This window comes from Testudinibacter sp. TW-1 (assembly GCF_050613185.1).
Taxonomy (GTDB): Bacteria; Pseudomonadota; Gammaproteobacteria; order Enterobacterales; family Pasteurellaceae; genus Chelonobacter.
Map to the genome: position 1 here is coordinate 636,244 of NZ_CP192511.1, position 23,645 is coordinate 659,888.

Here is a 23,645-nt window from a genome sequence, read left to right on the forward strand (position 1 = left end):
AATTTCTCTTATTTGCGATTGTTTTTAAATAAAGTGCGGTATGTTTTACCTGAATTCAAGCGAAGAATAAAGAAAAAGCACGCAAAGTGCGGTAAACTGTCGCCAATTTTAAAAATAGGAAAGGACTAACTATGCTGAGCTATCGCCACAGCTTTCATGCCGGGAATCACGCCGATGTGCTGAAACACCTGGTGCTGGTGCGGATGATTCGTGCGCTGCAACAAAAAGAGAAAGGCTTTTTTTACCTCGATACCCATGCCGGGGTCGGGCGTTATAATCTGACCGGCTATGAGGCGGAAAAAACGGCGGAATATTTGGACGGCATTGCCCGTTTGTGGCACCGGGACGATCTGCCGCCGGAAGTGGCGGATTATGTGGCGCAAATTAAAAAACTCAATCACGGTGCGCAATTGCGCCATTATGCCGGTTCGCCGCTGATTGTCGCCAATTTATTGCGCCCGCAAGATCGCGCCTTGCTGACCGAGCTGCACCCGGGCGATTTTCCGTTATTGCGCAATAATTTTAAACAATATGAAAATGTTACCACCAAGCGCGACAACGGTTATCAGCAGCTGAAAGCCGCCCTGCCGCCGAAAGAGCGGCGCGGGTTGGTGCTGATCGATCCGCCGTATGAATTGAAAGAGGATTACGAATTGGTGGTGCAGGCGATTGTAGAGGGTTACAAACGCTTTGCCACCGGCACTTATGCGATTTGGTATCCGGTGGTGCTGCGTCAACACGTTAAGCGTATTGTGCGCGGCTTGGAACAGAGCGGCATTCGCAAAATTTTGCAGATCGAACTGGCGGTGCGCCCCGATTCCGATCAGCGCGGAATGACGGCAAGCGGCATGATTGTGATTAATCCGCCGTGGACATTGGAAGCGGAAATGAAAGCGACCTTGCCGTATTTAGCCAACACCCTTGCGCCGGAAACCGGCGCGTGGAAACTGGACTGGATCACGCCGGAATAAGCGGAAAAGAGCAGATTGTTACCGACAATCAAAATAATTAGTTTTATTGAATGGTTTTTCGTGCGCGTATTCGGCAGAATGGGCGCAATTTATTATCAGTTTTTGACAAGGACAAGGATTATGAGCAAACATTACGATTATCTGGCAATCGGCGGCGGCAGCGGCGGTATCGCTTCGATTAACCGTGCGGCGAGCTACGGCAAAAAATGTGCGATTATCGAAGCGAAATATCTCGGCGGCACTTGTGTCAACGTCGGTTGCGTGCCGAAAAAAGTGATGTGGCACGGGGCGCAAATCGCCGAGGCGATTAACCTGTATGCGCCGGACTATGGCTTTGATGTCAAATTGAACGGCTTTGATTTTGCCAAATTGGTTGAAAACCGCCAAGCCTATATCGGACGGATTCATCAGTCCTACGAGCGGGCGCTGGGCAACAACAAGGTCGATGTGATTCAGGGTTTTGCCAAATTCGTCAACAGCAACACGGTGGAAGTCAACGGTGAACGGATCACTGCCGATCATATTTTGATTGCCACCGGTGGTCGCCCGTCTATGCCGAACATCAAAGGGGCGGAATACGGTATCAATTCCGACGGCGTATTTGCGTTAAACCAACTGCCGAAACGCGTGGCAGTGGTCGGTGCAGGTTATATCGCGATCGAACTTGCCGGGGTGCTGCACAGCTTAGGCGTGGAAACCCACCTGTTTGTGCGCCAACACGCACCGTTGCGCAATTTTGATCCGCTGATTGTGGAAACCTTGCTGGAAGTGTTGACCAGCGAAGGCCCAACCCTGCACACCCACGCCATTCCGCAGGAAATCGTGAAAAATGCCGACGGCAGTTTAACCGTGAAACTGGAAGACGGACGTGAGCAAACTGTCGATACCTTGGTTTGGGCTATCGGGCGAGAACCGATGACCGATAACATTAATCTTGCCGCGGCAGGGGTGGAAACCAATGCCAAAGGTTATATTACGGTGGATAAATTCCAAAACACCAATGTCAAAGGCATTTATGCGGTCGGCGACAACACCGGCGCAGTGGAATTAACCCCGGTGGCTGTGGCGGCGGGTCGCCGTTTGTCCGAGCGTTTATTCAACAATAAACCGAACGAACATTTGGATTACAACCTGATCCCGACCGTGGTGTTTAGCCACCCGCCAATCGGCACCATCGGTTTGACCGAACCGCAAGCGATTGCGCAATATGGCGAAGCCAATGTGAAAGTGTATAAATCCTCTTTCACGGCGATGTACACCGCCGTGACCCAACACCGCCAACCGTGCCGTATGAAACTGGTTTGCGTCGGTCCTGACGAAAAAATCGTCGGCTTGCACGGCATCGGCTTCGGCGTGGACGAAATGATTCAAGGCTTTGCCGTCGCCATCAAAATGGGCGCAACCAAAGCCGACTTCGACAACACCGTCGCCATTCACCCGACCGGCTCGGAAGAGTTTGTGACTATGAGGGGTTAATGTCGAAAACCCACCTGCATACGTTCGTACTGTAGAAAAACTGAGAGGCCAGGGCATCGTTCTCTGGCCTTTGTTTATTCACTCATATATCCCCAAAACTTTCACATGTGAAAGTATCAATAACGTTCACTAATCACAGTAAACGCTCAAACTGCCCTGGTACATTACAGGCCTTAGGATCTCGATAGCTATAGCAGATACTGGATGAACCAACAGTTATTACAAAGTTAATCCCGTGGTTTATTTGATCAAATCAGACGATGTACATATAGGTGGCGAAATCATCACTGAACAAGACTCCATAGAGTTTCTGAATGGCCGAAATTTAGGACCATTGCCAACCGCACTTGAATTTATAATAATCCTAAGGCATAACGCGCCAAGCTAAAGGCGATCAGCCACATAATACAGCCGATAGCGAAATCCAACACCCGCCAGGTTTTCGGGCGTTTGAACAGCGGAATCAACAGGCGTGCGCCGTAGCCCAAGCCGAAGAACCATAAGCCGGAGGCAAACACCGCGCCGAGTAGAAATTGCAATTTTTGCTCAAATAACAAAGTGGAGGCGATGCCGCCGATAATCACCACGGTGTCTAAATAGACGTGCGGATTGAGCAGGGTTAAGCCAAGGGTGATCAATACGATTTTGACCGCACTTTGCGGTGGTCGCTCAGTTTTGTCGAGGCTTAAACCGCTGGTGCCTTGATAAGCACTGCGAAACGCGCGCGCACCATAAACCAATAAAAACAGCGCGCCGACCACCGCCAAGGCTAAGGTTGCGCTCGGGTTTTGACCGATTAAGCTGCCAAATCCCAGCACGCCAATACCAATCAAAACAAAATCACACAGAAAACAAGTGAGCGCGACCCAGAAAATATTTTGTTTCAGCAAGCCTTGTTTTAACACGAATGCATTTTGCGCGCCAATCGCGATGATCAGGCTGGCGCTGACAAAAAAGCCTTGTAATAACTGTTCCATATTGCCTTCTTAACCCGCCAAATTGGGGTTAACTGCATTTTCAAACCCCAATTGCCGCCAGGCTTCATACACCGTCACCGCCACCGCATTGGATAAATTCATGCTGCGGCTGTTCGCCACCATCGGCAGGCGGATTTTCTGTTGCTGCGGCAAACTGTCTAAAATCGGACGCGGAATGCCGCGGCTTTCAGGACCAAACATTAAAAAATCGCCGAGCTGATAGCGCACTTGCGCATGATTGGCAAAACCTTTGGTGGTTAGGGCGAATAAGCGGTTAGGCTGCGCTTGCTGCATAAAGGTTTCAAATGACGGGTATTTTTTAATCTCGGCAAATTCGTGGTAATCCAATCCGGAACGGCGCAGTTTTTTGTCGTCCCAGGCAAAACCTAGCGGCTCGATCAGGTGCAAACGAAAACCGCAGTTGGCACATAATCGGATAATATTGCCGCTGTTTTGCGGAATTTCCGGTTCGTATAATACAATGTCTAACATAATCTCAATTAATCAGGTTCAAAAACAGAGGCAAACTATACCACTCTCGCCTATTTAAACAAGTGCTGAAAGTGCGGTTAAAATTGGATAAAATACCCCATTCGAACCCAAAAAGAGAACAACCATGCCTGAATTACCCGAAGTCGAAACCACCCTGCGCGGCATTGCGCCGTTTGTGTTGGGGCAGCCAATCGAGCAAATCCGCGTCCACCGCAGCAAATTGCGTTGGGAAGTCAGCCCGGAACTGAGCGAGTTTTACAACGTGCGCGTCACCGGCTTGCAACGGCGCGCCAAATACCTGATTTTAGAAACCGAACAAGGTTATATCATCGGGCATTTGGGCATGTCCGGTTCGCTGCGGATTGTGGATATGGATGATGAAAGTGCGGTGCGTGATAAACACGATCACCTCGAATTTATCTTCGGCAATGGCAAAATTTTACGCTACAACGATCCGCGCCGCTTTGGCGCATGGCTGTGGACGGAGACGCTGGACGGTTTTCCGCTGTTTGCCAAACTCGGGCCCGAGCCGCTGTCGGAGCAATTTAACGCCGACTATTTCTGGCAAAAAAGCCGTAACAAAAATACGCCGATTAAATCCTTTTTGATGAACAATGCGGTGGTGGTCGGCGTGGGCAATATTTACGCCAATGAAACCCTGTTCCTGTGCGGCATTCACCCGCTCACGCCGCCCAGTCGATTAACCCGTGCGCAATGTGCGCAGTTGGTCGAACAGGTGAAACAGGTATTAAAAGACGCAATCCGTCAAGGCGGCACATCCTTGAAAGATTTTGTCCAACCGGACGGTCGCCCCGGTTATTTTGCGCAACAGCTGTATGTTTACGGCAAAGCCGGCGAACCTTGCCCGACCTGCGGCACCAAAATCGAAAGTGCGGTTATCGGGCAACGGAATAGTTTTTATTGTCCGAGATGTCAGAAGTTATAACGGTAAGGACTGCTCTGTTCCCTTCTCCCTTGATGGGAGAAGGTGTCCGCAGGACGGATGAGGGTGAAAGAAACCGCAATGTAGCCCCCTCATCCTGATTATCGCTTCTGAACGACGCGATAATCTGCCCTTCTCCCACAAGGGGAGAAGGGGGATTATCAACTCATTCCCAACAATCCTTTCATCTGCGCAATCACCGCTTCCGCCTTAATCTGCCGCATTAAATCCTTGCCTTTGGCGCGTGTTGCCCAAGGCAGTTCTGCGGACGGTTTGCCGTATTGCGCTTGGATATTTTGTTCGTACACCGACACCACATTGGCAAGATTGTTATAGGGTGCGGTGCGCAGCGGATTATGAATGGCGTACAGTCCGATCACCGGCGTGCCTTGTGCGGTTGCCATATGTGCCGGGCCGGAATCGGGCGAAATCAGCAAATCCACTTTGCCGATTAATGCCAACAGTTGCAACAACGAGGTTTTGCCGACCACATTGGTCAGGGCGAAACCGCACTTTTGCTCGATTTCAGCCGCCATGGCGATCTCACGTGGCGCAGGCGAACCGGCGAGAATCACGTTAATATTCTGCTCGGCAGCGTAACGTACCAGCGCAACATAGCCTTCGACCGTCCAATCCTTTTCCGCTTTACTGGAACAGGGGCAAATCAGCAGGTTTTTGCGTTGCGGATCAAGCAATTCAGCAGCAAACGTTTGATCCGCCTCGCTCAATGGAATCTCCCAACTAAGCTGCCCCGGCGGCACGCCGATTTCGCGCGCAAAGGCTAAAAATCCGTCCAAAACGTGCGGTTTGCTCGGTTCACTGATTTTGCGGTTAGTGAACAGCCACTGCCCCTCGCGCGCGCGCTGTTTGGCGAAACCGATTTTATAGCGCGCTTTAATCCCGAGTGATAACACCGAGGCACGAAGTGCGGTTTGCATATTCAGCAAAACATCGAAATGCTGCGATTGCAACTGCCGCCAAACCGCCAATACCCCGCGCCAACCGCTTTTTTTATCAAACACCACCGTGTTGATATTCGGCAGCACCGAAACCAGCTGCGCTTCGGTTTTGCCGACAATCCAAGTGATTTCGCTGCTTGGGTAGTACCGCTGAATCTGCTGCACCATCGCAATCGCATTACAGACATCGCCTATCGCCGACAGGCGCAAGATACAGATTTTCTTCGGGGCTGAAGTTTGGCTAAAAAGCGGTTGTGTTTGCATAGGGTTAACTTATTTTTTAATTGGGATTTTCGTTATTCTAAAGTAAAATCGAAAAATGATCATTTCTTACTTGAATGGTGACATCATGCCTTATCTGCAACACGCTAACCACTACTTTTTACTCAATGTCGAAACCGCACTTACGCCGGAACAGTTGTTTGATATTCACTTTTGGCAGCAACAACAGCGGGTGATTGGGCAGGCAAAGGGGCGTGGTATCACTTGGTTTTTGCAGGCGCAAGATTTGGACATCGGTAAAAATTTGGCGTTGCGCCACTATTATCGCGGCGGTTGGTCGGCAAAATTTAACCGTGATCGCTATTTTGACCGTTCGTTAAAAAACAGCCGCAGTTTTAGCGAATTCAAGATGTTGCGCCGTTTGCATAAGGCTGGCTTGCCCGTGCCGCAGCCGATTGCCGCGCGCACCATTAAAAAAACCATCGGTTATCAAGCCGATATTTTAATTGAACGCATTGCCGATTCGCAGGATTTGACGGCGGTGCTGCAACAACAAACCTTGTCGGACAGCCAATGGCAGGAGATCGGCGAACTCATTCGGCAAATGCACGATTTACAAGTGTGCCACCGTGATCTGAATGCGCACAATATTTTGCTACAGCAGCAACACGGGCAACAAAAATTCTGGCTGATTGATTTTGATAAATGCGCTTTTCTCAGTGGCGCGAGTTGGAAACAAAGCAATTTGGAACGGCTACACCGCTCTTTTGCCAAAGAAGTCGGCAGAATGCGGATTCAATTCAGTGAGCAGAATTGGCAACAACTGCTCACCGGTTATAACTTCTAATACTTAGCCGCTAACCTTGAGCGCGCTTTTGTTGCAATGCTTGATAAACCACTTGCGGCACCAGGGCTTGGGTGTCGCCGCCGTGTAAGCTGATTTCGCGGATCATGGTGGAGGAAACATACGACCAGCGATCAGACGGTGGGAAGAACAGGCTTTCCACGCCGTTGGTCAGCAAACGGTTTAAATGCGACAGTTGTAATTCATATTCAAAATCCGCCACCGCACGCACGCCGCGAATAATCGCTTTCACTTGATATTGCTTAATCACATCGGCTAATAAGCCGGAAAAGCCGATCACCTCGACATTGGTTAAATGTTGCGTCGATTGACGCACCAGCTCAATCCGCTGTTCCAACTCAAACAGCGGTTTTTTACTCGGGCTCGCCGCCACCGCCACCAAGATTTTCGGGAACAGTAACGCACTGCGTTCAATAATATCTAAATGCCCGTTGGTAATCGGGTCAAATGTGCCGGGATAAATCACGGTGGTTTGCATTTTCAACGTCCTATTTTTCAAGATAAGGGCGCAATAATAACATTAAGCGATCCAATGCGCCGCGGTTTTTGACTAACACTTGATAGCCGGCTTCGCCATATTGCCGCGCTCGTTGCGGTTCAGCCAGCAAACGCGCAACGCTTTCCGCCAGCAGCCCACTCTGCGCCTCAATTTCGATCACGCCACGCACACGGCGTAATTCGCCGAAGACTTCGGGGAAATTAAAGGTATGCTTGCCGGCGATCACCGGCAGTTTAAACGCCAACGGTTCGAGCGGATTGTGTCCGCCAATCGGCAGCAAACTGCCGCCGACAAAAGCAAGATCGCTGATACCGTACATCAACATCAGCTCGCCCATGCTGTCGATTAACGCCACTTGCGTGTTGTCCATCGGGGCTTGCCGTGCGGAACGGCGCACCGCACTTAGCCCGGATTTTTCAATCAGTTCGTACACCGCTTGAAAACGTTCCGGATGGCGCGGCACCAGCAGCAACAATAAATCGGGGTAGCGTTGCAATAAAGTGCGGTGCGCTTCCAACACAATTTCATCTTCGCCCTGATGGGTGCTGGCGGCAATCCAAACCGGACGTTTGTGCGGCAACCATGTTTGGCGCAATTGCGCAATTTGTTGCTGCAATACCGCACTTAGGCTTAAATCATATTTTAAATTGCCCATCACCGTCAGATGTGATTGGTCGTAATCCAAACTTAAATAACGGCTGGCACTAATGCTGTCTTGTGCCGCAATATGCGTAATTTCAGACAACATCGGGCGCAAAATCGTTTTCACTTTGCCATAGCGGCGCGCCGAACGGGCGGACAGGCGCGCATTGGCAACGATAAACGGAATATTGCGCCGGGCTGATTGATGGATAAAATTCGCCCATAATTCGGTTTCCATCACTAAACAGAGTTTTGGCTGCACAAAATCGAAAAAGCGTTTCATGGCTGTCGGCGTGTCGTAAGGTAAATAAATATGCGTGACTTTATCGCCAAATGTCGATTTCACTCGTTCAGAACCGGTCGGCGTGACAGTGGTTAAAGTAATTGCCAAGTGCGGATAATCGTTTAACAACGCATTCACCAACGGACGCGCCGCCATCACTTCACCAACCGAAGCGGCATGAATTAACACCCCATTCGGCTGCGGCTTACGGTACTTCGCCGAATAAAAAGCATAACGCTCATTCAACCGCTGCCGATACGCAGGAGCTTTACGGCTGCGGTAAAGAGTAAACAGCAAGACGAAGGGCTGAAGCAAATAGAGCAACAGACTGTAAACATAACGTATCATAGCGTATTTTCCGATAATAAAGTTAGCTGGGATTATACCCTATTCCCAACTTCTGTTAATATAGCGCAAACTATCTGAGATAAAGGATTTTCCATGTCAAAACACACTCTTGCCGTTGCGTTGATTGTCAAAAATGAAGAAAAACACCTTGCCGCCTGTTTGGATACCGTGAAAGGCTGGGTTGATGAAATCGTGATTTTAGACTCGGGCAGTCAGGATCAAACTGAAAATATTGCCCGCCGTTATACTAATAAATTCTATCAGAACCTTGATTGGCAAGGCTTCGGCAAACAACGCCAACTGGCGCAGCAATATGTTACGAGCGATTATGTGTTATGGTTAGACGCCGACGAACGTATCACCCCTGAATTGCAGCAGGCGATTCAACAGGCGGTGAACGCAGATAAACCGAATGTCTTATATCAAATCGGGCGTTGCAGCGAAGTTTTCGGGCGTGAAATCCGCCATTCGGGCTGGTATCCGGATTGGGTTTTGCGCTTATACCGCACTTCGGCAACACAATATAACGATTCGTTAGTTCATGAAAAAGTGATCGAACCGGCTGGTTTTACGATTGAGCAATTATCGGGGGATTTGCGCCATTATACCTATGAAAACTTACATCATTATCTAACCAAATCCGCATTTTATGCACAGGCTTGGGCAGAACAACGACAGCAAGCGGGAAAACGTGCCAGTTTATCGCAAGGCATTACTCACGCCATCACCTGTTTTATCAAAATGTATCTACTCAAACGCGGATTTTTGGACGGGAAACAGGGATTTTTATTAGCGATGCTATCGGCACATTCGACTTTTGTCAAATATGCCGATTTATGGGTTCGCAACCAGACTAAAACAAAAAATTAGTCCTATTGCCAATGTTTTTGTACAAATGGAATGATCTCAGCAACTACATCTAAAGGACGAATAGATTGCATTTCATTGGCTTCAATCTGTCCGCTCGTCGGCATGAATGCCAAATGGCGCTCGGATTGATTAATCGGTTGCCAACGTAATGCTTTCGCCGAACGCTTGCTCGGAAAAAAGCCGACGGTCAAACCGTTCAAGGCAGCAGTTAAATGCAATGGTCCCGTTGAACCGGCAATAAACAGATCGGCACAAGCCAAAGAGCGGGCAAAATCCACCAAACCATCATTTTTGGCATAAATTTTCACCTGCTCCGGGCTAAGTTGCGCCAATTCTGCCAGTTGCTCTGCTTTTTCTTTCTCTCCCGGACCCGCAGTTAAAATAATCTGACAAGGTAGTTTTTTAACGAGTTCCCGAATAATCTCGGCATATTGCGATAGATTTAAATTATTAGCCGAACCACCCGTACCGGCGTGTACAAAAATCCATTTTTTATCTGGCACTAAACCCAGTAAATCGACTAATTTTTGCTTTTGTTGCACCAATTCCTGCACGGAAAATGTCAGATAAGGCGCTTGCGGCTCAAGTGCGGTGATATGTTGATCCTGCAAGAACGCGCGAATAAGATCCAAATTATATTGATATTCCGGCTTTAATGATTGTGAGCGGCGTTGCTTAATACGTTTATTATATAAAAATTGAATAATTTTGGTTGCCGGTGCTAAACGATAGGGAATTTTTGCTTTCCATGCCAATAACGCATTATAACGATCCGAAAACAGATTAATCACCGCATCAAATCGCTGTGCACGCACCGCTTGCAGGGTTCGATTTTGCGCCGTTTTCTCACCATTTTTCCCTGCGTCAATAATCACCTCATCAATATAAGGACAAAGTCGCGCTAAATCCGCAGTATAAGTTGGCACAAGTGCGGTAATTTGGCTATTCGGCATAGATTTTTTTAACATGGCGAAACTCGGCCACGCCAACATAAAATCACCTAATTTATCATTTCTGACTACTAAAATTTTTTTCATCATCACGTCCTACTTATTTGAACCAATCTGCGGAAATATCAGCAATTTGAATTTGATTAATATTATCCGGATAAAATAAGATATGTGTTTCCGCCTGATTATTTGGATGCCAATGGGCAAAATTAATCGGATCTTTTTGTTTATCTTGATAAAAAGCAATGAGTTTTTTATTTAATCCACTGGCAATATGCACAATTGAAGTATCAGGTGAGATCACCCATTCCGCCTGTCGAATAATTGCAATGGAATCAAAAATCGTTTTTGTATCTTGATAAATAATAATATTATCGTATTGCGCAGCAATAGACTGTAATTGCGCAGTGACTTGTGGATAGGTCAATAATGCTATCGTTTTTTGTGGGCAAAGTGCGGTTAGCTGCGTTAATAATGCGGTAATATTAGTATGGTTTAATTTTCTTGAACTGGCAGCGCCAAAACAATTGATTGCAATGAATGGTATTGTCTTATATTGCTGCAGAAATTCACTAATATTTTTTTCACTTTGCGTATCGCAAGGCACATCATATTGTTGATTAATATTTTCAATCCCTAACAAGCGCAACGCATTGGCATAAACATCGGCAAAATGTTGCCCAGAGATATTCATATTTAAATTAAACAACTGATAGTCTTGTTTCTGATAACCGAGATTAATTTTGGCATTAATTAGCCGAATTAATAATAAGTCACGATTACGCAAAAAAATGGTTGGGTCAATCAAGGCGTCATATTTTTCTTTTCTTATCTGCAAAGCAACACGAATGTAATCAAAAATATTCTTCTTTTTTACACGATAAATCTGATCAATATTGGTATTACGGGAAAAAAATGTATCATCACTACAAACAACACCAATTTTTATATTAGGATTGTCTTTTTTTAATTCGCGGAAAACAAAAGAACTCACAATATAATCACCGATTTTTCCATCTTGACGTAAAAACAAAATGCTTTTTATCGGCAAGATATCTGTAACCGTATATTCCTTTTTTCTTTTATCTAAAATTAACTTGCCTAAGGTAATACGAAAATGGCGTAATAATGTTTTCAGCTTTTTCATAAGATTTCCAATATATTAAACTCAATATTCCATTACTACAAAAAACCCCGCAATGCGGGGCTTTATCGACAGTTGAGAAACTTATTTCGCTTCTGCTTTAGCTTTTAAAGTTTCGACACCTTGTGCCGCTTCCATCAGTTTCTGAGTCGCTTGTTGTTGCAAAGCCACCAACGCTTGTTGTTGTTCTGCGGTTGGCGGGGTCACAACATAAGTGGCGGAGTCCGTCATTAATTTGATGAAATCATCAAAACCGGAAACAAATTTGTCTTTCAAACTTTTAGCGTCGGCCGTTTTGATGTTTAATGCAGTCACGCTGTCTTTAATCGCTTTGTATTTATCCGCGATTTTATTGAAAATCACCGCTTGCTCTTCCGGTGTTGCCGCAGCCATTAATTGAGATTGCAATTGTTGAATTTCAGCCAGATTGCCATTTTGCTCGGTAGCGGCATTAAAAGCTTGTAAATCGGCTTTTAAATCGGCATTTTTGTCACCACAGGCGACAACCGCCAGCGCAACGAATACAAAAGCAAAAAATTGATAAAAACGTTTCATTGAATAATCCTCATAGAATAATAAAGTGTTTATTCCGTCATCCTTGACAAGAATTTGGTTAGTTTACGACCTTTGTTACCTAAGGTAAAGTCATTGTCATTTAATCGGCGGAATAATACAGTTTGCCGATTTCGATTTTTTGTCTGCCTGTGGCTTCACGCCATTTGTTGGTGTCGCGCAGAGAATAGACGCAGCCGCAGTATTCTTGTTGGTAAAAACGTTCGCGTTTGCTGATTTCGATCATCCGTTGTGAGCCGCCGCCTTTGCGCCAGTTGTAATCCCAATATTCCACATCCTCGTATTTTTCTGCGGCACGGTGTCCGCAGCCGTTGATTTGATTCATGTCTTTCCAACGGGAAATGCCGAGGCAACTGGTGAACACCGGAAAGCCGTTTTTGTGTGCGTATTCCGCCGCTTTTTCAAAACGCATATCGAAACACATGGTGCAGCGAATGCCGCGTTCCGGCTCGTCCTCCATGCCTTTGGCGCGATCAAACCAGTTTTGGCGGTCATAATCGGCGTCGATAAACGGAATATTGAATTTCTGCGCAAAACGGATATTTTCTTCTTTGCGGATCAAATACTCTTTTAGCGGGTGGATATTCGGGTTGTAGAAATAAATGGTAAATTCAATTCCCGAGGCTAAAATCGCTTCCATCACTTCGCCGGAACAAGGCGCGCAGCAGGAATGCAACAACAGCTTGTTGTGCCCGTTCGGCAGTGCCAAGTGAGGGCGTACAAACGGCGCTTTCTCTTTTTGTTTACGGCGTTTGGCGCGCACCGAGTTAACGTACGCTTCAGGGGTTGTTGCGGTTTCGCTAACCGCACTTTCAATGTTTAAATCTAAATCAGTCATCATTTTGCTATTAATAAGTGCGATCGACGGAGAGATACGCCAACGCAATTAAGGCTTGTTTGTAATCACTCTCAGCCAGAGGCGCAAGTGCGGTCACCGCTTTTTGCGCTTCTTCGCGTGCTTTTTGCATCGCATAATCTAACGAGCCGTGTTGTTGCATTGCCGCCAAAACTTGCGGCAGTTGATCGCGCCCGTCGCCGTTTTCGATCACCGCGCGGATCATCCTTTGCTGTTCGGAATCACCATGCCGCATGGCGTGTAATAAGGGCAAGGTCGGCTTGCCTTCGGCGAGATCGTCACCGATATTTTTACCCAGTGCCTGTTGATCGGCGCTGTAATCCAACACGTCATCAACCAACTGGAATGCCGTACCGAGATAGCGTCCGTAATCCTGCATTGCCTGTTCAATCTGTTGATTCGCGCCACTGACAATCGCCGCGCACTGGGTCGCCGCTTCAAACAAACGTGCGGTTTTGCCGTAAATCACCTGCATATAACTTTGTTCGGTGGTATTCGGATCGTTGCAGTTCATCAGTTGCAACACTTCGCCTTCGGCGATCACATTGGTTGCGTCCGACATGATCTTCAGGATCTTTAACGAATCCAAGCCGGTCATCAGCTGAAATGCGCGGGTATAAATGAAATCGCCGACCAACACGCTTGCCGCATTGCCGAATAGCGCATTGGCAGTCTCTTTGCCGCGGCGCATATCCGATTCATCCACCACATCATCATGCAATAAGGTGGCGGTGTGAATAAATTCGATAAAGGTCGCCGCGGTGATATGTGCCGCACCTCGATAGCCGAGCGCACGCGCCGCCAGTACGGCGATCATCGGGCGGATCCGCTTGCCGCCGCCGCTGATAATATAGTGCCCGAGCTGGTTGATCAGCACCACATCGGAATTCATTTGTGCCAGAATCAAGTCATTGACTTTGCCCATGTCCTCGGCGCAAAGGGCTTGGATCTTGTGAAGATCAAACGGGATTTGTTGTTCTGTCATGCCTGCAAACTTGTTAGATTAGGATTATTCGAGGGCTGATTGTACCTGAATTCCGGCAAGAGCTAAATAGGCTTTCGATCACCGATCAACCTCAGGATCAAATTTTTTAATCTGATCCAAAATAGTTGCTTGCTATCGGCAGAATTTTTGCGTAGAATTCGCACCCTATTTATATGAATTTTGATTGTGCCTGGTTCAGTAAACAGTTTTTGTTTATTCGGCACATACTTTTAGCGGAGTTTCTTTCTATGTACGCGGTTTTCCAAAGTGGCGGCAAACAACACAGAGTGAGCGAAGGTCAAGTAGTTCGTTTAGAAAAACTTGAAGTGGCAACTGGTGAAACAGTTGAATTCGATTCAGTGTTGATGGTTGTCAACGGTGAAGATGTAAAAATTGGTGCCCCATTAGTTGATGGCGGCAAAGTAGTGGCTGAAGTTGTAAATCACGGTCGTGGCGATAAAATTAAAATCGTTAAGTTCCGTCGTCGTAAACACAGTCGTAAACAACAAGGTCACCGCCAGTGGTTCACGGAAGTGAAAATCACTGGTATCAGTGCCTAATTTAGAGGAGATCGAAAATGGCTCATAAAAAAGCTGGTGGTTCCACTCGCAACGGTCGTGACTCTGAAAGTAAACGTCTTGGTGTTAAACGCTTTGGCGGTGAATCAGTATTAGCCGGTAGCATTATCGTTCGTCAACGTGGTACTAAATTCCACGCAGGCAGCAACGTTGGTATCGGTCGTGACCACACTCTGTTTGCCACTGCAAACGGTAAAGTTAAATTCGAAGTGAAAGGCGACAAAAATCGCAAATACGTAAGTATTATCGCTGACTAATTTAATTTCAGAGTTTAAGAACCCCGCACCTTAAAGGCGGGGTTTTTTATTGCTGTGATTTTCCTTTCTATTCTGGTTGTAGCGAGTAAAATAACAGCTTATCCGTCAATGTAATCCAGTCATGCCAATCGAGTTCAAATGAAACAGACAAGCCGACCGCTAAGCGGTTTTCTTCTTGCCTTAACCACCGCAATTTGCTGGGGCACTGTGCCGCTGGCATTAAAACCGTTGGTGCGTTATATGGATATCAGCACCATTGTCTGGTATCGCTTTGCCGCGGCGGCAGTCGGGCTGTTTCTGTTATTGGCATTTTTGGGCAAATTACCGCACTTTAAGCTGTTGCTCGGTCCGCGTTTTCGTTGGCTGACGCTGATTGGCGTATTTGCGCTCGGCGGCAATTTCTTATTGTTCAATACCTCGCTGAAATACCTATCGCCATCGGTAACACAGGTGATTGCCCAAGTTTCGCCGTTTTTGATGATGATCGCCAGTGCGGTTTTTTTAAAAGAAGTGATCGGCGTAACGCAAAAGATCGGTGCGGCATTGTTAGTGCTCGGCTTACTGCTGTTTTTTAACGAACGCTTGGCGGAGCTATTCACCAGCTTAACCACTTATACCATCGGCGTGTTATTCAGCCTGTCGGCGGCATTGGTTTGGGTTGGTTACGGCTTGGCGCAAAAATTGATGTTGCGCCGTTTTAATTCGCAGCAGATTTTACTGATTTTTTACGCCGGTTCCGCCGTCTTGTTTACGCCACTGACCGAAATTGGCAGCGTTGAACGCCTGCCGTTATTGGAATTGTTTTTATTGGCATACTGTTGCTTGAATACCGTCGTGGCTTACGGTGCTTATGCCGAGGCGGTCAACCGCTGGGATGTATCCAAAGTAAGCGCGATTATCACGCTGACACCGCTGTTTACCATTCTGTTTTCCGAAATCGCCCATCGGCTGGCGCCACAAAGTTTTGATTTGCCCGAACTCAATTTGTTATCCTATCTTGGGGCAATGATTGTGGTCAGCGGTGCGCTCTGCTCTGCGATCGGACACAAATTTTTATTTCGCCGCCAATAACTTGCGCGACGAACAGGAGAAAAAATGAAATTTATTGATGAAGCGTTAATTCGCATTGAAGCCGGCGACGGCGGCAACGGCTGCGTCAGTTTCCGCCGTGAAAAATACATTCCGAAGGGCGGTCCTGACGGCGGCGACGGCGGCGACGGCGGCGATGTTTATCTGATTGCCGACGAAAACTTAAATACCCTGATCGATTACCGCTTTGAAAAACGCTTTGCGGCGCAACGCGGTGAAAACGGACGCAGTGCCAATTGCACCGGACATCGCGGCAAAGACATCACCCTGCGTGTGCCGGTCGGCACGCGGGCGATTGATAATGACACCAAAGAAGTGGTCGGCGATTTAACCCAACACGGCATGAAAATGTTAGTGGCAAAGGGCGGTTATCACGGTTTGGGCAACACCCGTTTTAAATCCTCGATCAACCGTACCCCACGGCAAAAAACCAACGGCACAGCAGGTGAAAAACGCGATTTACAACTGGAATTGATGTTGCTTGCCGATGTCGGTATGTTAGGTTTGCCGAATGCGGGTAAATCGACTTTTATCCGCGCAGTTTCAGCAGCGAAACCGAAAGTGGCGGATTATCCGTTCACCACCTTAGTGCCGAGTTTGGGCGTGGCGCGTGTCGACGCCAACCGTAGTTTTGTGATCGCCGATATTCCCGGCTTGATTGAAGGCGCGGCCGACGGCGCAGGCTTGGGAATTCGTTTCCTGAAACACTTGGAACGTTGCCGTGTTTTAATCCATTTAGTCGATTTGGAGCCGATCGATCAAACTGATCCGGCGGATAACATTGCGATTATCGAATCCGAGCTGCTGCAATACAGCGAAGCCTTGGCGGAAAAACCGCGCTGGTTGGTGTTCAATAAAATTGATATTCTCAGTGATGAAGAGGCGCAAGCCAAAGCCGCCGACATCGTACAGCGTTTAGGTTGGGAAGAGGATTATTATTTGATTTCAGCGGTAACCGGCAAAAATGTCCGGGCTTTATGCCGCGATATTATGCAGTTTATCGAAGACAATCCGCGTGAAGTCAAACAGCTCGAAACCCAAGCCGAAGAGGTGAAATTCAAATGGGACGATTACCATCAACAACAAATTGCGGCGCACAGTATTGATGACAATGATGATTGGGACGACGATTGGTCGGAAGAGGACGAACAAGGCGTGGAAATCATCTACAAACCATAAGGCTGAACCGCACTTTTGCGGTCAGCTCATCATTATTGCCGCGCAATTTTATGGCTTGCCGCTGTCGCCGAAGGTTTGTGCCACCCAGTCGGCAAACACTTTCAAGCGGGTGCTTTGGCGGCGGTCGCGGGTGAGCAGGTAGGCGGGCAGGGGCGGGCGGCGGTAGTCGTCGAGCAGGGTTTGCAGTTCGCCGTTTGCCAGCCACGGGGCGATGAGGGCTTTGAGTTGTTGTCCGATGCCTAAGCCGGCGCGGATCATTTCCAGAATGCCGTTGGCGCCGTTGGCGGCGTAATGAAAATCGCGCACGGCGTAGGGTTTGCCGCCGGCCTGTGCGAACAGCAGCGGTTTGATACCGTCGCTGTCGGAAAAATAGCCGATGATACGGTGCTGTTGCAGCGCTTGCGGTGTGTGCGGCGTGCCGTATTGCGCCAAATAAGTGCGGGCGGCGCAGGTGACGAAATCGAATTCGGCGAACTGGCGCCCGATCAGCGATTCGTTGCGCACGTCGCCGATACGGATGACGCAATCGACGCTCTGTTCGACCAGATTGACGGTGCGGTCGCTGATACCGAGGGTGAGTTTGATGTCGGGATAGCGGGCGTAAAAGTCGGGCAGTTTGGGGATAAACAGCCGCTCGGCAAACATCATCGGCATATCCACGCGCAAATGCCCCTGCACCGCCTGCCGCCCGTGTTTCATCTGTTGCTCCAGTTCGTCGAATTCCGCCAGCAAATGTAGCGCCCGTTGGTAAAATGCCAGCCCTTCGACGGTCAGCCCGACGCTGCGGGTGGAGCGGTGCAGCAGTTTCACGGCGTAATGCTGCTCCAAGTCGCTGATTTGCTTGCTTAAGGTGGAACGGGGAATGCCGAGCTGTTGCGCCGATTGGTGAAACGACAGGCTTTCGGCAACACGCACAAAGGCGCGCATGGCTTGAATCGGGTTCATGGGATTCCTCGCTTGATTATCCATATTTTTGGATAGTATTGCCGAATTTTGCCGATTGATAAAGCATTTTGAACCAATATAATAATGATCGTCTTTTCCATTCACTTGAATACGCGTCAAACCCGCTTGCGGTGCTGCTTGCATTGTCTTGCGCGTTTTTGTCTTGAAGTGGATGGAAAAGACGATCATCGGTTATTACAAGGGAAAAATATGCAGTTGATATGGATTTTGGCAACGGTGCTGGCGGGCGCCGGTTTGGCGGTGGAGGCGGGTTTGCTCGGGCCGTTGGGGCAGCAGGTGGGCAAATTGTGGGCGACTTTCAGCATTTTCAGCATTGGCGCCTGCGTCAGCTTTTTGCTGATGTTGTTTTTCGCCCCGCGCCGACGTCCGTCGCTGTTTGCCCAGCCGGGGTGGCAGTTGGGCGGCGGGGTGCTGGGGCCGGTTTATGTGGTGGTGCTGACGCTGGCAACGCCGGTTATCGGTGTGGCGGTAACCATGATCGGCGTGCTGATGGGGCAGATTGCGCAAAGCCTGATTAACGACCATTACGCCCTGTTCGGCTCGAAACACCATCCGCTCAACCGCCAACGCCTGATTGCGCTCGGCTTTATCCTGGCGGCACTCGGTTTGATTGCGTGGGGGGAGCTGTGATGATCTTGCTGATGTTGTGTTTTGCCGTGTTGGGCGGCGTGGCGCTGGCGGTACAGGCCAGTATCAACGGCAAACTGGGCACGCAAGTGGGCGTGTTCGCCGGCACGTTTTTGAATTTCGGACTCGGCACGATTGTCACCGGGCTGCTGGTGCTGTTTTTCGAACCGAAATACAGCCTGACCCTGCTCGACGTGCCCAAATGGCAGCTGACCGGCGCGTTTCCGGGCATTGTCTACATCGCCGTGATGGTGTTGGTGGTCGCCAAACTCGGCACCGCCGTCGCCACCGTGGCGGTGATTTTCGGGCAGCTGGCGATGAGTTTGCTGATCGACACCTTCGGCTGGTTTCACAATCCCGCCATCGCCTTTTCCCTGCCGCGCCTGCTCGCGGTCATTTGCCTCGGATTTGCCTTGTATTTTATTTACGCGGGCAACCGCAAGCAGTAAATAGATTGGAATCTCTTGTTTGAGGCCGTCTGAAAGCCAAGCGCTACAAATACCCCAGCGGCAGCGTGACCAAATCCGTGTCCAGCCACAGTTTGTCGGGATATTGGTTGATCAGCGTGCCGTGGGCGACGGTGAGCTCATTGCCGGAAATATGCTCCTTCAACATCTTGAAATGTTTCGACATTTGTTTATTCGGGCTAGCGCTTTGCTTGATTTCCACCGGGTATAAAGTGCGGTCATATTCGATGAGTAAATCGATCTCTTTCTGGTTGCTGTCGCGGTAATAATACAAGGGCGGCTCTAGCCCGGCATTATAAAACGATTTGACGATTTCGCCCACCGCAAACGCTGGACTTGCCCAGAGTAAACTGGTGTTTGATGAATTGGTGGCGATACTGGAAAGAGAGTATTCGGAGAATGCCGTCTGACGCTTTATTTTCAAGAATGCCGTTTTCAGACGGCAGCGGTTTGCTTGATCACGGTGTTGCCGTTGGCGCCGGTTTCAGGAATCGGTTGTATCAACTGCGATGGCGGCTGCCATAGTCAAAAAACTTTCGTCAAAATTCTTATCCAAACGAAACGCTTTGCCGTGTACATCAATACAGGCGTGCCATTCTTTGCATTGCTTGAGTGAACAGTGCTCCGTCAAATGGTTGAAATCCTTGCGCATAGCGTCATAATTAGGATAATCGCCCAGCCCAAGCCGTTTGAATAGGCGTAAGGCGTATTGATCGGCGATAAACACTTTACGTTGGAAAATATACAACAACATGACATCCGCCGTCTCCGAACCGATACCTTTAATCTGTAGCAATTCGGTGCGTAAGGCGTCGTTGCCCAGCGCTTGGCAGGCACTCAAATCGAAGTTGAATTTGGCAAACCACCTCATCAGGTTTTTCAGATAACGCGCTTTCTGTTTAAAAAATCCAGCGGGGCGAATCCGCTGTTCCAGCTCGTCCGGCGCCACCTTATGCAGCCACTCCACACTCAACACGTCCGTTAAATTTGCCAACGCCTTTTCAGCGTTGGCTTGTGTGGTCTGCTGAATCAAAATCATCGCAACCCAATCTGCCAACCGGTCATCGCTTTCCCACCAATGCTGATACCCATGGTAGGCAACAAGATGGTTCAACACCGCCAGACGGCGACGATCAAGGGGTGAAAGTGCGGTCGATTGGGGCATAATCTCATTCTTCCATTTGCGTTTCCAAGCTATTGCGATGACTCGTGGTTGCGCCAGACGGATTAAAATATGGCTTGCCATTATTCATCCGCCATGCGCCGCGCCCCTACTATCCGCAAAAATGCCCAATCAACTTCGTCAATAAATCCCGGGTCGGCTGCACATATTTGCTTTCTAAAAACTCATCGGGCTGGTGCGCCTGTTCGATTGAACCCGGTCCGAGCACCAATGTCGGGCAAAGTTGCTGAATAAACGGCGCTTCGGTGCAATAATTGACGGTTTCGGCTTTTTCGCCCAACAGTTTTTCCACCACTTGCACCACTTGCGCGCTGTGTTCGCACTCATAGCCGGGAATCGGTTCGTAAAGTGCGGTCAGGGTCACGCGGTCGCCCCAACGCTCAATCAACGGTTGCAATGCCTGTTGCATCATCTCGTTTAAATCTTTCAATTCCAAATTCGGCAACGGGCGAATATCAAATTGCAGCTCGCAGCAGGCACAAATCCGATTGAGCGCGTCGCCGCCGTGAATATTGCCTAAATTCAGGGTCGGATAGGGAATCACAAAACCGTCGTGGCGGTATTTTTCGCGCAGGTGATTGCGCAAATCAAGCAGTTTGCCGGTTGCCGCGTGCATAATTTCAATCGCATTAATGCCCTTGTCGGGATCGCTCGAATGCCCCGACTTGCCGACCACGCGCACCGCATTGCCCATGTAGCCTTTATGGGCGCGAATCGGTTTTAACGACGACGGTTCGCCGATAATCGCACAATCGGGACGAATGTGGGCGTGCTTGACGAACGTGCGTGCGCCGAGCATGGTGGTTTCTTCATCGGCGGTGGCGAGAATGCGCAACGGCTTTTTCAGTCGACTTAAATCCATATTGGCAACGGTATCGACGATAAAGGCAAAAAAGCCTTTCATATCCGCCGTACCCAAGCCGTAAAACTTGCCGTCTCGTTCGGTCAGTTTGAACGGATCAAAAGTCCAGCGCCCCTCGTCAAACGGCACGGTGTCGGTGTGCCCCGCCAACAGCAATCCGCCTTCGCCCTCGCCGAACGTCGCCAATAAATTATATTTATTGCGGGCGCCTTCCACGGCGATGATTTCGGTGTTAAAACCCAATGTTGCCAGCCAATCCGCCAATGTTTCAATCAAAGTGCGGTTGGATTGATCCTGTTCCGCCTCCAGACTGCTGATGGTCGGCAAACGGATTAAAGTGCGGTATAAATCGAGAAATTGCGGTACCGGCATGATATTTTCCTGAATAATAGTTGATTAATTTAAATAATTATGCAAAATATCGCATAATTAATCATTGTTAAACTTTATTTAACGCTTGGTGCAAATCGTGTATAAATCACATACAATAGCTTTAACGTTGTCATTCTTCATGTTATAAGGATTAGCCTACCCTATGTCAAAATTAAAAGCTATCATTGTCGGCGCCAGCGGCTACACCGGCGCAGAACTCGCCCTGATTTTAAACCGTCATCCGCAGTTTGAACTGAGCGGCTTGTTCGTTTCCAGTCACAGTGCCGATGGCAATAAACCGATTTCCAGCCTGTATCCGCAGTTGCGCAGCTTGGTGGATTTGCCGCTGCAACCGTTGCCCGCCGACAATGCCGCTATCGGCGAATTGGCGCAGCAGTTTGATACCGTGTTCCTCGCCACTGCCCACGAAGTCAGCCACGATTACGCCCCGATTTTCTTAAATGCCGGTTGCCAAGTGTTTGATTTATCGGGTGCATATCGCGTAAACAACGCCGAATTTTATACCCAATATTACGGTTTCGAACATCAGCACCCGCAACTGTTGCAAAGTGCGGTTTACGGCTTGGCGGAATGGAATCACGAACAAATCAAGCAGACCGATTTAGTCGCGGTTGCCGGCTGTTATCCGACCGTGTCGCAACTGAGCCTGAAACCGTTGTTGGCAAACGATCTGATTGATCGCACACAATTGCCGGTGATTAACGCCGTCAGCGGCGTGAGCGGCGCAGGGCGCAAAGCCAGCATGACCAACAGTTTTTGCGAAGTCAGCTTGAATGCCTACGGCGTGTTTAACCACCGTCATCAACCGGAAATCGCCGCCCATTTGGGCTGTGAAGTGATTTTCACCCCGCACTTGGGCAATTTCAAACGCGGCATTTTGGCAACCATCACCGCCAAACTGAAAGCCGGTGTCAGCGCCGAGCAAGTACAAGCGGCGTTTGAACAAGCCTATCAAGGTCGCCCGTTGGTGCGCTTATGCGGACGCCATTTCCCGGCGATTAAACAGGTGGAATTCACCCCGTTCTGTGATATTGCCTTTGCCGTTAAAGATCAACACATTATTATTATCGGCGCAGAGGACAACCTGCTGAAAGGCGCGTCGGCGCAAGCGGTGCAATGTGCCAATATTCGTTATAACTTCCCGGAAACAACAGGACTCTTTTAATGAAAGCATTAGTCTTAAAAGTCGGCGGCGTGTTGCTCGATACGCCGCAAGCGATGGATAACCTGCTGACCGCACTTAGCCACTACCGCCGGCAGCATAACCGTCAAATCGTGATTGTGCACGGCGGCGGAATTGTGGTGGATAATCTGATGAAAAAACTCAATCTGCCGGTGCAGAAAAAAAACGGTTTACGTATCACCCCAAGCGATCAGATTGATGTCATCGTCGGCGCATTGGCAGGGATTGCCAATAAAACCTTGCTGGCTAAGGCATTAACTATGCAGCTTAACGCTGTCGGTCTGTTTTTGGGCGATGGCAATATGACCGACGCACAGCAATTCGACGAAGAACTTGGACACGTTGCCAATGTCAGCGCAAATGATCCGACCCTATTGCAACAGTTGCTGCAAGCGGATTTCCTGCCGATTATCAGCTCGATCGGTTTGGATCGACAAGGGCGGTTGATGAACGTCAACGCCGATCAAGCGGCGATCACCATTGCCAAATTGATCGATGCCGATTTGGTGATGTTATCCGACGTGGACGGCGTGTTAGACGCGAATAAACAGCGCATTCCACAGCTCAACGCCGCGCAAATCGCGCAGTTGATTGCGGACAAGGTGATCACCGACGGCATGATCGTCAAAGTCAATGCGGCATTGGAAGCGGCGAAAGATTTAGGGCGCGGTGTGGACATCGCCAACTGGAAACACCCCGACAAACTGACCGCACTTTTAAGCGGTGAAATTGTGGGCACACGGATTAATCCGTAAACATCAGTTAAAATGCAGATTGGGAATGTAGGGGTGTATTCTTGGCCACAA

27 protein-coding genes are annotated in these 23,645 nt (G+C 48.8%); 13 read left to right on the forward strand and 14 right to left on the reverse strand.

What is annotated here, in order from left to right; translation table 11 throughout:
• Positions 1-131: 131 nt before the first annotated feature.
• Together ACQ31U_RS03110 and gorA are read left to right on the forward strand one after the other, a co-directional pair.
• Positions 132-971: a 23S rRNA (adenine(2030)-N(6))-methyltransferase RlmJ gene (locus ACQ31U_RS03110; protein WP_431053637.1), complete on the forward strand. Its 840-nt coding sequence runs from the start codon at positions 132-134 to the stop codon at positions 969-971.
• A gap of 120 nt (positions 972-1,091) precedes the next feature.
• Entirely contained in the window at positions 1,092-2,447 is a 1,356-nt protein-coding gene (gene gorA, locus ACQ31U_RS03115; RefSeq protein WP_431053638.1) for a glutathione-disulfide reductase, read from the forward strand.
• A gap of 353 nt (positions 2,448-2,800) precedes the next feature.
• Here the strand turns inward: gorA and ACQ31U_RS03120 are convergent, their stop codons facing one another.
• Complete coding sequence (locus ACQ31U_RS03120; RefSeq protein ID WP_431053639.1) at positions 2,801-3,424, reverse strand: LysE/ArgO family amino acid transporter; 624 nt, start codon at positions 3,422-3,424, stop codon at positions 2,801-2,803.
• A gap of 9 nt (positions 3,425-3,433) precedes the next feature.
• Entirely contained in the window at positions 3,434-3,916 is a 483-nt protein-coding gene (gene trmL, locus ACQ31U_RS03125) for a tRNA (uridine(34)/cytosine(34)/5-carboxymethylaminomethyluridine(34)-2'-O)-methyltransferase TrmL (protein ID WP_431053640.1), read from the reverse strand.
• Between the two features lie 124 nt (positions 3,917-4,040).
• Here trmL and mutM point away from each other — a divergent pair, with 124 nt between their 5' ends.
• Positions 4,041-4,862 (forward strand): bifunctional DNA-formamidopyrimidine glycosylase/DNA-(apurinic or apyrimidinic site) lyase, encoded by an 822-nt coding sequence (gene mutM / locus ACQ31U_RS03130; protein WP_431053641.1) that lies wholly within the window; start codon positions 4,041-4,043, stop codon positions 4,860-4,862.
• A 158-nt stretch (positions 4,863-5,020) separates the two neighbouring features.
• On the opposite strand, the gene ACQ31U_RS03135 is transcribed toward mutM, so the two are convergent.
• Positions 5,021-6,082, reverse strand: coding sequence for a glycosyltransferase family 9 protein (locus ACQ31U_RS03135; RefSeq protein WP_431053642.1), 1,062 nt, complete (start codon positions 6,080-6,082; stop codon positions 5,021-5,023).
• A gap of 85 nt (positions 6,083-6,167) precedes the next feature.
• Here ACQ31U_RS03135 and ACQ31U_RS03140 point away from each other — a divergent pair, with 85 nt between their 5' ends.
• Complete coding sequence (locus ACQ31U_RS03140) at positions 6,168-6,887, forward strand: 3-deoxy-D-manno-octulosonic acid kinase (RefSeq protein ID WP_431054270.1); 720 nt, start codon at positions 6,168-6,170, stop codon at positions 6,885-6,887.
• A 10-nt stretch (positions 6,888-6,897) separates the two neighbouring features.
• Here ACQ31U_RS03140 and coaD read toward each other — a convergent pair whose 3' ends face one another.
• Positions 6,898-7,383, reverse strand: a complete 486-nt coding sequence (gene coaD, locus ACQ31U_RS03145) for a pantetheine-phosphate adenylyltransferase (protein WP_431053643.1) — start codon at positions 7,381-7,383, stop codon at positions 6,898-6,900.
• A gap of 10 nt (positions 7,384-7,393) precedes the next feature.
• On the reverse strand, positions 7,394-8,677 hold the full coding sequence (waaA, locus tag ACQ31U_RS03150; RefSeq protein WP_431053644.1) for a lipid IV(A) 3-deoxy-D-manno-octulosonic acid transferase: 1,284 nt from the start codon (positions 8,675-8,677) through the stop codon (positions 7,394-7,396).
• A 93-nt stretch (positions 8,678-8,770) separates the two neighbouring features.
• Between waaA and ACQ31U_RS03155 the strand changes: the two genes are divergently transcribed.
• Positions 8,771-9,547, forward strand: coding sequence for a glycosyltransferase family 2 protein (locus tag ACQ31U_RS03155; RefSeq protein WP_431053645.1), 777 nt, complete (start codon positions 8,771-8,773; stop codon positions 9,545-9,547).
• 2 nt (positions 9,548-9,549) lie between these two features.
• Here the strand turns inward: ACQ31U_RS03155 and ACQ31U_RS03160 are convergent, their stop codons facing one another.
• The 5 genes from ACQ31U_RS03160 to ispB form a co-directional block, all read right to left on the reverse strand.
• Entirely contained in the window at positions 9,550-10,584 is a 1,035-nt protein-coding gene (locus ACQ31U_RS03160; protein ID WP_431054271.1) for a glycosyltransferase family 9 protein, read from the reverse strand.
• Between the two features lie 13 nt (positions 10,585-10,597).
• Positions 10,598-11,644 carry a glycosyltransferase family 9 protein gene (locus tag ACQ31U_RS03165; RefSeq protein WP_431053646.1) on the reverse strand — a complete coding sequence of 349 codons (1,047 nt, stop codon included), beginning with the start codon at positions 11,642-11,644 and terminating at the stop codon, positions 10,598-10,600.
• A gap of 81 nt (positions 11,645-11,725) precedes the next feature.
• Positions 11,726-12,196 carry a hypothetical protein gene (locus ACQ31U_RS03170; protein ID WP_431053647.1) on the reverse strand — a complete coding sequence of 157 codons (471 nt, stop codon included), beginning with the start codon at positions 12,194-12,196 and terminating at the stop codon, positions 11,726-11,728.
• A gap of 100 nt (positions 12,197-12,296) precedes the next feature.
• Complete coding sequence (locus ACQ31U_RS03175) at positions 12,297-13,055, reverse strand: epoxyqueuosine reductase QueH (RefSeq protein ID WP_431053648.1); 759 nt, start codon at positions 13,053-13,055, stop codon at positions 12,297-12,299.
• A gap of 7 nt (positions 13,056-13,062) precedes the next feature.
• A complete protein-coding gene (ispB, locus tag ACQ31U_RS03180) occupies positions 13,063-14,055 on the reverse strand; it encodes an octaprenyl diphosphate synthase (protein WP_431053649.1) in 993 nt (330 codons plus the stop codon).
• Positions 14,056-14,303: 248 nt separating this feature from the next.
• Between ispB and rplU the strand changes: the two genes are divergently transcribed.
• The 4 genes from rplU (at position 14,304) to cgtA (ending at position 17,158) form a co-directional block, all read left to right on the forward strand.
• A complete protein-coding gene (gene rplU, locus ACQ31U_RS03185) occupies positions 14,304-14,615 on the forward strand; it encodes a 50S ribosomal protein L21 (RefSeq protein WP_431053650.1) in 312 nt (103 codons plus the stop codon).
• Between the two features lie 17 nt (positions 14,616-14,632).
• A complete protein-coding gene (gene rpmA, locus ACQ31U_RS03190) occupies positions 14,633-14,890 on the forward strand; it encodes a 50S ribosomal protein L27 (protein WP_034614873.1) in 258 nt (85 codons plus the stop codon).
• A 138-nt stretch (positions 14,891-15,028) separates the two neighbouring features.
• Positions 15,029-15,961, forward strand: coding sequence for a DMT family transporter (locus ACQ31U_RS03195; protein WP_431053651.1), 933 nt, complete (start codon positions 15,029-15,031; stop codon positions 15,959-15,961).
• A 24-nt stretch (positions 15,962-15,985) separates the two neighbouring features.
• Positions 15,986-17,158 carry an Obg family GTPase CgtA gene (gene cgtA, locus ACQ31U_RS03200; RefSeq protein ID WP_431053652.1) on the forward strand — a complete coding sequence of 391 codons (1,173 nt, stop codon included), beginning with the start codon at positions 15,986-15,988 and terminating at the stop codon, positions 17,156-17,158.
• A 48-nt stretch (positions 17,159-17,206) separates the two neighbouring features.
• Here the strand turns inward: cgtA and ACQ31U_RS03205 are convergent, their stop codons facing one another.
• Positions 17,207-18,103 (reverse strand): LysR family transcriptional regulator, encoded by an 897-nt coding sequence (locus ACQ31U_RS03205; protein ID WP_431053653.1) that lies wholly within the window; start codon positions 18,101-18,103, stop codon positions 17,207-17,209.
• Between the two features lie 210 nt (positions 18,104-18,313).
• On the opposite strand from ACQ31U_RS03205, the gene ACQ31U_RS03210 reads away from it, so the two are divergent.
• Entirely contained in the window at positions 18,314-18,754 is a 441-nt protein-coding gene (locus ACQ31U_RS03210) for a DMT family transporter (protein WP_431053654.1), read from the forward strand.
• Positions 18,754-19,200 (forward strand): DMT family transporter, encoded by a 447-nt coding sequence (locus ACQ31U_RS03215; protein WP_431053655.1) that lies wholly within the window; start codon positions 18,754-18,756, stop codon positions 19,198-19,200. The genes ACQ31U_RS03210 and ACQ31U_RS03215 overlap by 1 nt, the downstream gene beginning before the upstream one ends.
• 43 nt (positions 19,201-19,243) lie before the next feature.
• Here ACQ31U_RS03215 and ACQ31U_RS03220 read toward each other — a convergent pair whose 3' ends face one another.
• Genes ACQ31U_RS03220 through argE form a run of 3 tightly spaced genes read right to left on the reverse strand, consistent with a single transcriptional unit; the run spans position 19,244 to position 21,635 of the window.
• The gene (locus tag ACQ31U_RS03220) at positions 19,244-19,642 is read right to left on the reverse strand and encodes a DUF4143 domain-containing protein (RefSeq protein ID WP_431053656.1); all 399 of its coding nucleotides are present in this window, start codon (positions 19,640-19,642) and stop codon (positions 19,244-19,246) included.
• A gap of 60 nt (positions 19,643-19,702) precedes the next feature.
• Positions 19,703-20,464, reverse strand: a complete 762-nt coding sequence (locus tag ACQ31U_RS03225; protein WP_431053657.1) for an endonuclease III domain-containing protein — start codon at positions 20,462-20,464, stop codon at positions 19,703-19,705.
• 28 nt (positions 20,465-20,492) lie between these two features.
• Positions 20,493-21,635 carry an acetylornithine deacetylase gene (gene argE / locus ACQ31U_RS03230; protein WP_431053658.1) on the reverse strand — a complete coding sequence of 381 codons (1,143 nt, stop codon included), beginning with the start codon at positions 21,633-21,635 and terminating at the stop codon, positions 20,493-20,495.
• 163 nt (positions 21,636-21,798) lie between these two features.
• Between argE and argC the strand changes: the two genes are divergently transcribed.
• A complete protein-coding gene (argC, locus tag ACQ31U_RS03235; protein ID WP_431053659.1) occupies positions 21,799-22,821 on the forward strand; it encodes an N-acetyl-gamma-glutamyl-phosphate reductase in 1,023 nt (340 codons plus the stop codon).
• Positions 22,821-23,594, forward strand: coding sequence for an acetylglutamate kinase (gene argB / locus ACQ31U_RS03240; protein ID WP_431053660.1), 774 nt, complete (start codon positions 22,821-22,823; stop codon positions 23,592-23,594). The genes argC and argB overlap by 1 nt, the downstream gene beginning before the upstream one ends.
• The last annotated feature ends 51 nt before the right edge of the window (positions 23,595-23,645 follow it).